This window comes from Alcanivorax sp. DP30 (genome assembly GCF_009882945.1).
In the GTDB taxonomy this organism is placed as follows: Bacteria; Pseudomonadota; Gammaproteobacteria; order Pseudomonadales; family Alcanivoracaceae; genus Alcanivorax.
Genome location: NZ_WTUY01000005.1, coordinates 753,459 through 761,938, shown reverse-complemented (window position 1 = coordinate 761,938; position 8,480 = coordinate 753,459). Strand labels below are relative to the sequence as shown.

Here is an 8,480-nt window from a genome sequence, read left to right as displayed (position 1 = left end):
CACCCTGAAGGCATCGCAAACGATCGCCCCCACCGTGAAGGCCCCTGCCCCTCCAGGAGAAAAAGCAGCTGCGAGCTATGAGCCGTGAGCTACGAGAAGGCTACATCAGCCAGGGCACCAGCACCGCCAGTACCACGGCGGCAATCAGGTTCAGTACCACACCGGCACGGATCATGGTTTTCTGGGGCACAAAGCCACTGCCATAAACCATGGCGTTGGGCGGTGTGGCCACCGGCAGCATAAAGGCACAACTGGCGCCAAAGGCCACCAGTAACGCCACTGCGACAGGGTCGGCACCCACGGCAGCGCCCACCGGCATCAACAAGGGCACCAGCAGGGCCGCGCTGGCGGTATTGCTGGCCATTTCGGTCAGGAAGATCACAAAGGCACCCAGTATCAGGTAGACCAGCCAGGTCTGCCCATGGGGCAACAGGCTGCTGATTCCCTCGGCCAGCCAGCCGCTGGCTCCGGAGCTCTGCAACAAGGTGGACAGGGTAATACCCCCGCCGAACAACAGCAGCACGCCCCAGTTGGCGTGTTGCTCCACCGCTTTCCAGCTTACGCAACCACTTGCGCCCAGTAGCACGATGGCCAACACCGCAACCCAGGTATCAAAACCTTTTTCGATGGCCAGCATCCTGGCCAGCGGTGCTCCGAACACCCACAGGGCCACGGTGAACAGGAAGATGGCCAGGGTCAGCCTGGCGCCAGTGCTGTCCGGGAACGCCACCCGGTCATGCACATCCACCCGGGGCAGATTCGCTTCCGGTCGACAGATCCCGTATAGAATCAGTAGCGCCACCGGAAACAGCACCAGAAAGACCGGCAGGCCTGCAGCCAGCCATTGGTTGAAACTCCAGTCCAGGGCTGCCGCGGCAATGGCATTGGGCGGACTGCCCACCAGCGTGGCCATACCGCCAATGTTGGCGGACCAGGCCAGCGCCAGTAGCAGAAACACCCGGTAACGGGGATACTGCTCCGCCATGGGCGCGGACATCCCCAGGGCAATGGGCAACAACATGGCGGTGGTGGCCGTGTTGCTGATCCACATGGATAACAACGCGGTGGTCAACGACAATAACAGCGCCGCAGGCAACGCTCTGCCACCGGCCAGCAACAACAGTTTCTGGGCCAGCCAGCGGTCGATGCCATGCACTCCCAGTGCTGCCGCCAGCGCGAAGCCACCGAGGAACAGGGCTACCACCGGATGGGCAAACCCGGCCAGCGCCCCATCCACCCCAGACAAGCCCAGCGCCACCCCCAGCACCGGCACCATCAAGGCGGTAAAGGTGAGTGGCAGCGCTTCGGTAAGCCACAACAGGCCGATCAGGACCAGCAGCGCCAACCCCGCCCCGGTGTCGGCTTGTGCCGGCAATGAGCCGGCCAGCACCGCAGCCAGTATTGATCCGGCCACCAACCCCAATCGCATCATCATCCCTTTAACGCTCCCCGTGGTTGTGCTTTTGATAAACCTGGCCCGGGCACGGACTCCGTTTTAGGTTGATAACAGTCGGGGGAACATGGGGCAAGAGGCAAGGAGGATCAGCACGGCGATGTCCACCTACAGTAGAGAGGCGCCATAAAGGACGAGCAAAAGCACCGTCCCAACATCAGCCGCTGGACATCTCTCTCCCCCTTACAGGGATATCACTGCGCAGGGCCAGCTCGCTGTTCAGTACCGGTGGCGGCGCATTTTTCTCAGCCGGCTCCCGCTCGGAGGGAGGAGTGTTGAATGTTGCGGCAAGACGGGTAAAGGCCGTCTGGAAGGCGCCCAGTGTCCATTGCCCGTAGACCGTATGCCCGCCTTCATAGGCCTGCTCCTGATACTCCTCGAAGGTGGTCACATAGCCCATGTAATCGTTGCAATAGGTGTTGATCAGGCACCGTTCACTGCCTTCCAGTGGTAACGCCGTGGCCACTGCGCTCACCAGTCGCCGCCCTGCCACGGTGGTGAATTCACCGGGCGCACACACCAACCGTAGATTACCCAGCCTCACTATCTGCAAGGGCAACACGGAGGGCACCATGGGGCTTTCGGTCAAGGCACCCAGACGGGCCTGACGTTTCAGTTCCGCCACCAGGGGATCAGCCAGGTCCGGTAGGGGAATCCTGTCCAGGGCATACCCGAGCACCCGCTTCTCGCCCGCATTGAGCAAAATGTCCTTGGCTCCCTGGCTGGCATAGAGCGCTTGTGCCTGGGCCTGCCGGGGTGAACCTGGCTTGAGACTGCGCCGCCGCTGGGCGCGCGCCAGCCGCCGGGCAGCAAAGCCCAGCGGCGCAGGCATCCCCGGGCCATCCACCGGGGTGCCCAGAAAGAACCCCACGCCGTGGCAAGGTGCACTGGTTCTGGCGTCACGGCTGCCCCCGGCGAATTCCGGTGAAACGGCCTGATCACTCATATCCACGTAGGTGAGCACCCCATCCAGGGGGCCGGAGACAGCCTGCCCGCTTTCCGCTTCCAGCATAGCCAGGGCATGCTCGCTCTGTGCTTCCCCATTCTTGCGGGCATAGGCGTACTCCGCCTCACCACGAAGCTTTCGACGTCGCTTGCGATCACCCGGGCCATGGTAATGAGGAGACACATCCCCCGCGGCGCCCTGGGCAAAGATGGCCACAGGTTCAGAAACGCCATCCGCTTGCAGCTGCATTTCTGCATGCAGGGCGGCATACCCTTTGTTGTCACCATCGTAGTGGGCGAGCTGATTGCCCAGACAAGTTGCATGCACACCGAACAGGGAAAGCAGCGCCCGCACCCGGCCCTGGCGGTGGAAGCTGATCAGGTGCATGGTGCGATCCAGCGCCAGGTGGGTCTGGGTTGCATCGCGAGGCGCCACATCCGGGTTGCGGTTATAGGCCTTCAGTGAGCGGTTCCAGGCCACCGGCACCGGATCAGGGACCTGGCTGCTGCGATACTGGATGTCAGTAGCCTTGCGCGTCACCAACGCGGCCCGCAGGGAAGCCAGAGCGGCCTCCACTACCGCTTCCAGATGAGCCGGCACAAACCCCGGTGTGACAAGATTATAGAGGCCTTCGTGGGCACAGCCTCCCGGCCCCGAGTGGGTATGCGTACAGGTCAGCACCAGACGGTGTTCATCGAAAGCCTCGCCCAGCGACTCACGCAATCCCGTCACGACGCCCTGGCGCATGGCATGGGTGACATAGCCAAGGTCCAGGCAGCAATACAGGAGTGGTGCGTCGTCGCTGTCCAGGTCGGCAATGGCAAGACTGCGGGCATAGAGGGGGTTGCGGGTACCAGTGGCCCGATGACCGGGCTGACCATAGCCATGCATGGCATACCCACAGCCTGTGATGTGGATTTCTCGCTTGCCCCAGCCGACCTGATATTCCATTAGCAGTTCCTGCCTCACAATTTGTGCACGAACGTACCAGAATAACAATCCTGCAAGAAGTGGCCGAACGGGCCACTTTTGCTTCAACGATGTGTCTGGTTATCCGGACGGACAACAACGCGGCCATACAGCCGCGTTAGCCGGGATCAGGCGGTACGCCGCCTGACCAGTCCGTCCTCCAGCACTTGCTCAAAGTGATCTTTCAGGGTGTCCGACACACTCCGGTACTGGATGCCCAGTACCTTGCTGCGGCTGTTATCAAAACGAATCGGGTAGCCCACATTGCGGCTGATAAACTTTCGGGTGACCGGGCCCATCATGGGGCCAAACAGCCACACTACCGGCTTGGGCACTTTCATTTTCGGGAAGGGGTACTGGCTGCCAAATTGCTTGCGCAGCAGTCGGGCGATATCCAGCATGGACACCGATTCGCTGACCAACAGATAGCGGCCTTCTGCGTCCGGGTTAAACGCCCCGAGTAGATGCGCCTGGGCCACATCGCGAACATCCACGGCACCGTAGACCAGATCCGGTACCCCTGTCTTGAGTTTGCCACGGCCCATGTCGAGCAATGTGCCGATGCTGGCAGAGCTGCTGGCATTGGTGAGCGACGGTCCGTACACCATACCCGGGTTAATGGTGATCAGGTCCCAGCGCGACTGGCCATCATGAATTTTCCAGGCTTCACGCTCGGCGGCCACCTTGGAATATTGATAGGGGTTATGGTCCACGCTGCTGCCGGTATTCCAGTCCGTTTCCGTGAAGGCACTCTTGCCCTTCATGTCGGTGCCGTCACTGTATACGGCGGCCACACTACTGGTGAGCACCACGCGCTTGAGGGTCTCGCAGCGGTTGGCGGCATTCAGCACATTGCGTGTGCCCTCCACCGCCGGGCGCACCAGCGCCTCGTTCGCGTCGCTGAACCCGTCAAGCACGAACGGCGAGGCCGTATGCATGAGCACTTCGCAGCCCTTCATGGGCGCATCAAAGCTGTCCGCATCCAGCAGATCGGCCTTGAACAATTTCAGCGATCCAGGGGCCTGCTCAGCCATGCGATGCAGGTGAGCCACGCTGGAAGCCTTGTCCGGGTTACGCACCGTGCCATGAACCGTGTGCCCGGCCTCCAGCAGATACTTGATGATCCAACCGGCGATATACCCGGAAGCACCGGTTACCATCACGGTACGTGGCTCTTGGGACATTACTTTCTCCAGCAAAAGATTCAGGAGGCCTGACGCTAACACCGCAGACCAGGCTAGCAAAGGTGAGGCTGTGCCAATTTTCCACGGCAGTGGCCACCCTTTAACGATGATCACGCAATGCTCACCCAAGCGCCCGACCTGCTGCACTTTCCGGCCTGTCCCGGCTTTGCCACCTCTGCTAGGATAAAATTTGCGCAATGATGGCGCATGGATATCATTACTGATTCAGAGACCACATACATAATGTTCAGCCAGCCCGACTATCAGCAGCATCTGGCCCGCCCCTATCGCAAAGCCCTGCTGAATGCCCTGCTGATCATTACTTTTTTCAGCGGCCTGCTTTTTGCCTGGATCAATTTCGGTAGAAACAATCCGGTGGTCGCCATCGCCGAGCTGGTCATGGCCACGTATTCCATGATCCTGCTGTTCATCATCCGTGACACCCAGCGCCTCGAGTTCTGGGCCATGGCCTATCTGCTGCCCTTTTTTACCATCATGATGGTAGCGATGGCCTCCCCCCGCTCCACCCTGAACATCTTTATCTGGATTTTCCTGATTCCCATCGTTGCCCATTTGCTGGTGGGGCGTATCAAAGGTCTGGGCTTGACCCTTCTCTACATCGGTATTGCCACCGGTATTTTTTTCTGGCGCTTTGGGAACGATCCGGCGGTCATGCAACCCGTTATCCTCAGTAATATCGGGGTACTGACACTGTGCCTGATTGCGTTTTCCCACGTGTATGAGATTACCCGCGAGAAGACGGAGCAGCGGCTTAGCCAGCAAGCTCATACCGACCCCCTTACCCAGCTACCTAACCGGGCTCACCTGCAGAGTCGTTTCGATCTGGAACGGCTACGCCACCAGCGCCAGGGCAACCCGCTGAGCCTGGTCCTTCTGGACCTGGATTTTTTCAAGCGTATCAACGACACCCATGGACACGCGGCCGGCGACAAGGTACTGCAATACTTCGCCAACCTGATGCGCACAGCCGTGCGCCAAACTGACCTGATCGCCAGGCTGGGCGGTGAAGAGTTCTGTCTGCTATTGCCCGATACCAACGCCGATCAGGCTTTTCTTGTAGCCGAAAAGATTCGCCACCGTCTGGCCCGCGCCGCTGTGGATATTGAAGGAGCCCCCGTCACCCTCACCGTCAGTGGAGGCATCGCCCAACTGGGCGCCGATGGTGACTCCCTGGATGTACTAACCCGCAATGCAGACGACAAGCTGTATCAGGCCAAGGCAACTGGCCGGGACCGGATAGAACGCTAACCGGATCCAGCGCAGCAAAACAGCCCCATAAGCGTTACTATTACCTGACGTCGCCAGAGATCGGCGATGAGGAAAAAGGTCTGCCAAGACCTTGTCAGTATTCCAGTAACAACGAGGCCTGCTCACGATGGCAACCCCGTTTCATCCAAATACCGAGAACCTCGCCAGAATGCTCAGCCGGGCGTTCGACCGTGATCCCCTGTTCATGCATTTTTTTCCGGATGATGCCAAGCGAGAGAAACAAAGCTACTACACGTTCCGCTTCATGCTCAGGCATACCTCGCTCAAGGGGGAACTTGTGACATCCAGCGAGAGCGAGGATGGCGCCGCACTGTGGATACCGTCTGATGCCATGCAACACACCACCATGGATATGCTGCGGCTGGGATTGTTTCCCGCCCTGTTTAGCCAGGGAATCCCTTCGATCCTGCGCCAGCTGGCCGCGGTGGAGGACATGCAATCCATGCATCGCGCCATCATCAGTGAGCCCCACTATTATCTCAGCGTTTTTGGTGTCAACCCGGACAAACAGGGCAAGGGCGTTGGCTCATCCATATTGCGGCCTACCCTGGAGCGGTTTGATAAGGAGGGCATCCCTGCCTACCTGGATACGCATAATCCCGACAACGTATCGCTGTATCTGCGATTCGGTTTCGAGATCGCCCACCACGGCTACCTGCCGGGCGGTGCAGTCATGCACTGGGCAATGTTGCGGCAACCCAGGTAGGGGCACACGACTCCCGGCTACGGCTGTCGGCGCAACGACCGAATGTCAGCCGGGAAGCAGTTCGCGAAAATGCCGGATCACCCGGTCGGCCAGATGCCCATGGGTATTGGCGCCATCACCGTCATAGTAAACCCCCACCATGCCTGCGTTGCGGGCCGCCAGCAGGTCATATTTGAAATCCCCCACATAGGCAATCGCCGCAGGGGCAATCTGCCATTGGCTGGCGATGGCCAGCAAGCCATCCGGAGCAGGCTTCGGCGGGGCATCTTCGCGGGCCAGCACACGCTGGATGGGGATCTGTAATCGCTCCACAGTCAGTGCCGCAACGGCGCGGGCATTACGGGTCAGGATTGCCGTGGGCACACCCTGCGCAGCCAGTTGCTGCAAACAATTGCGGGCGCCAGGCATCCATGTGGCCCGTTCTGCACCCTGGCGCTCATAGCGCAGCACTACCTGGTGGGCATGCTGTTGCTGCGCCTGCGGCAGGCTGTCAATAAACTCCAGCACGCCTTGCCCGGCCGGGCAGCCCAGTTCGTTCCGGATAGCAGTGAAATCCAGCCGGGAATCCACCAGGGTGCCGTCCAGATCGAAGATGATGCCTTGAAGTGGGGAATGTGGGTACGTCACGGTTTTCCCTTCTGCTGCGGGTGAGTTAGCGCGGCAAAACACTGTGATCCCTACCCATACACATGATTGTCATTATAGGTAATACTGCAGGGGACCATTTTTCAGGGAGTGATGCATATGAAACGCCTACAACAACTTTTCGCCGGCGCGGCCCTGTTGTCCCTCGCGCCACTGTCCAGTGCCGGGCTCTACATCGGTGCCGGTCTTTATAACACGGCGGTAGATGAAAAAGTCGAGAACGTGAAGTTCGATGACGACAACACCACCGGCGGCCTGTTCCTGGGCTGGCGCCCTATCGAGCTGGTGGGTGCCGAAGTGGGTTACTACGATTTTGGTGAAGTCGAAGGGGATGGCAATATTTCCGTGGAGGGCGGCGCGCTGACCTTCGCAGGCCTGCTGTCGTTCGAGCTGGGTCCGGTGGGACTCTATGGCAAGGGCGGGATTGCCAATACGGATTTCGACATCAAGAGCCCACTGGGTGACGACGACGATTCCTCCACCGATGCCTTCGGCGGTTTGGGAGCAACCGTGGACCTGATGGACAAGCTGTATGTCTACGCTGAGTACATGCGTTTTGACAATGATCTGAACGTGGATATGTTTGGCGCAGGCCTGCGTTTCCAGTTCTGATTCTGCCGTCCGGAAAAATGAAGGCGCCTGACGGCGCCTTCATTGTTTCCGGGCTTTAGCCAGAGCCTTCCCGGGGGCCGCATGGTGATCTTCCAAAATCCGGGTCGTTCCAGCTTTTGATTTTCGCAACTCGTAGCTCGTAGCTATTCTCCTCCCACCACCCTTTCCAACAACACCCGATGGGGCATATCGCTGTACTGATCCTCGCCAAAGGCAGCTACCAGCGAGAGTCCCGGTTCGAGGCGCATTTTTTGCTGTATCCGCCGGCGGGTTTCTCCGGTCCGATAAGCCAGATCCAGCGCGAAACCATCACTGCCCAGCTTGTCGATTTGCAGCTCAAAATTGCTGCCGGCGGCCTGCCAGTGAGTCTGACCGGTATCGTGCAGGGTGATATACCAGTCCACCCCGTCACTGCTGCGTTGCTGCACCACCTTTACGCCGCTTTCCGGCACCTGGTTCTTCTGCCACACGAAGGTGTAGTACCACATGCACAACACCACCGCGAGGGCAGCGCTGGACAGGATCAAGCGCCATTTCATCATGGCTGAGATTTCCTCGAATTAATGATCAATGATAGAAGCCACAACGGGCCTTCGCCTGTGCCTTTGTCCAACGCTATGGCACAAGCTGCGCCGCGACGGCCAGACGCCGCATTGGCAGCGGCTTGTCTGGTCC

8 protein-coding genes are annotated in these 8,480 nt (G+C 59.6%); 3 read left to right on the top strand and 5 right to left on the bottom strand.

Translation table 11 applies throughout. The features are described from left to right. Positions 1-100 precede the first annotated feature (100 nt). The 3 genes from GQF00_RS14545 to GQF00_RS14535 all read right to left on the bottom strand — a co-directional run bounded on the left by GQF00_RS14545 (position 101) and on the right by GQF00_RS14535 (position 4,552). The gene (locus tag GQF00_RS14545) at positions 101-1,435 is read right to left on the bottom strand and encodes a DASS family sodium-coupled anion symporter (protein WP_237440530.1); all 1,335 of its coding nucleotides are present in this window, start codon (positions 1,433-1,435) and stop codon (positions 101-103) included. Between the two features lie 175 nt (positions 1,436-1,610). Next, positions 1,611-3,350, bottom strand: a complete 1,740-nt coding sequence (locus GQF00_RS14540) for a neutral/alkaline non-lysosomal ceramidase N-terminal domain-containing protein (protein ID WP_161319854.1) — start codon at positions 3,348-3,350, stop codon at positions 1,611-1,613. Between the two features lie 146 nt (positions 3,351-3,496). Continuing rightward, a complete protein-coding gene (locus GQF00_RS14535) occupies positions 3,497-4,552 on the bottom strand; it encodes an NAD-dependent epimerase/dehydratase family protein (RefSeq protein ID WP_237440529.1) in 1,056 nt (351 codons plus the stop codon). A 207-nt stretch (positions 4,553-4,759) separates the two neighbouring features. On the opposite strand from GQF00_RS14535, the gene GQF00_RS14530 reads away from it, so the two are divergent. Together GQF00_RS14530 and GQF00_RS14525 are read left to right on the top strand one after the other, a co-directional pair. Next, the gene (locus GQF00_RS14530; RefSeq protein ID WP_237440528.1) at positions 4,760-5,821 is read left to right on the top strand and encodes a GGDEF domain-containing protein; all 1,062 of its coding nucleotides are present in this window, start codon (positions 4,760-4,762) and stop codon (positions 5,819-5,821) included. A 127-nt stretch (positions 5,822-5,948) separates the two neighbouring features. Next, positions 5,949-6,548 carry a GNAT family N-acetyltransferase gene (locus tag GQF00_RS14525; RefSeq protein WP_161319853.1) on the top strand — a complete coding sequence of 200 codons (600 nt, stop codon included), beginning with the start codon at positions 5,949-5,951 and terminating at the stop codon, positions 6,546-6,548. A gap of 45 nt (positions 6,549-6,593) precedes the next feature. On the opposite strand, the gene GQF00_RS14520 is transcribed toward GQF00_RS14525, so the two are convergent. Then, a complete protein-coding gene (locus GQF00_RS14520) occupies positions 6,594-7,175 on the bottom strand; it encodes an HAD family hydrolase (protein ID WP_161319852.1) in 582 nt (193 codons plus the stop codon). A gap of 117 nt (positions 7,176-7,292) precedes the next feature. Between GQF00_RS14520 and GQF00_RS14515 the strand changes: the two genes are divergently transcribed. Then, complete coding sequence (locus tag GQF00_RS14515) at positions 7,293-7,805, top strand: outer membrane beta-barrel protein (RefSeq protein WP_161319851.1); 513 nt, start codon at positions 7,293-7,295, stop codon at positions 7,803-7,805. Between the two features lie 143 nt (positions 7,806-7,948). Here GQF00_RS14515 and GQF00_RS14510 read toward each other — a convergent pair whose 3' ends face one another. Next, positions 7,949-8,347, bottom strand: coding sequence for a hypothetical protein (locus GQF00_RS14510; protein ID WP_161319850.1), 399 nt, complete (start codon positions 8,345-8,347; stop codon positions 7,949-7,951). Positions 8,348-8,480 lie beyond the last annotated feature (133 nt).

Excerpts from the sequence above, each read along its gene's own strand:
- GQF00_RS14525 (WP_161319853.1), top strand. The coding sequence starts at position 5,949 with ATGGCAACCCCGTTTCATCCAAATACCGAGAACCTCGCCAGAATGCTC.
- GQF00_RS14510 (WP_161319850.1), bottom strand. The coding sequence starts at position 8,347 with ATGATGAAATGGCGCTTGATCCTGTCCAGCGCTGCCCTCGCGGTGGTG.
- GQF00_RS14515 (WP_161319851.1), top strand. The coding sequence starts at position 7,293 with ATGAAACGCCTACAACAACTTTTCGCCGGCGCGGCCCTGTTGTCCCTC.
- GQF00_RS14540 (WP_161319854.1), bottom strand. The coding sequence starts at position 3,350 with ATGGAATATCAGGTCGGCTGGGGCAAGCGAGAAATCCACATCACAGGC.
- GQF00_RS14530 (WP_237440528.1), top strand. The coding sequence starts at position 4,760 with ATGGATATCATTACTGATTCAGAGACCACATACATAATGTTCAGCCAG.
- GQF00_RS14545 (WP_237440530.1), bottom strand. The coding sequence starts at position 1,435 with ATGATGATGCGATTGGGGTTGGTGGCCGGATCAATACTGGCTGCGGTG.
- GQF00_RS14535 (WP_237440529.1), bottom strand. The coding sequence starts at position 4,552 with ATGTCCCAAGAGCCACGTACCGTGATGGTAACCGGTGCTTCCGGGTAT.